The organism is Desulfosporosinus metallidurans, assembly GCF_001936615.1.
GTDB lineage: Bacteria > Bacillota > Desulfitobacteriia > Desulfitobacteriales > Desulfitobacteriaceae > Desulfosporosinus > Desulfosporosinus metallidurans.
The window spans coordinates 1-279 of the sequence record NZ_MLBF01000234.1 but is presented as its reverse complement, the minus strand read 5'-3'; the positions used below and the strand labels follow the sequence as shown (position 1 = coordinate 279).

The 279-nt window shown below is 45.2% G+C and carries 1 pseudogene; it reads right to left on the bottom strand.

The window, feature by feature from the left end:
* Window positions 1-279 (bottom strand): annotated as a pseudogene (locus tag DSOL_RS26505) (IS5/IS1182 family transposase); the annotation flags it as partial.

Below are 279 nucleotides of genomic sequence, written 5' to 3'. Positions count from 1 at the left end.
CCCCTCTGAGTTTTTCTTAATTCCCCAGTGAGGAACCTGCGGGATTTGCTGTTCGATCGTCTTGAAACTAAGAGGAAGTTGTGCTTCAATTTTCTTCTCAAAAAGGGGTCGATTCTTTTCCAGTTCCTGTTGTTCTTTGAGCCATTTCTCCCGTTCCGCTTTGGGTTTTCGTCCACGTTTTTTGGGGGATTGCTTGACTGAGACCTCTTCTTCTTTCTTTTTCTCAGGCAAGCGATCTCTCGCTTCAATATGAGTGATATGAGTGGCATCGATAGCGAC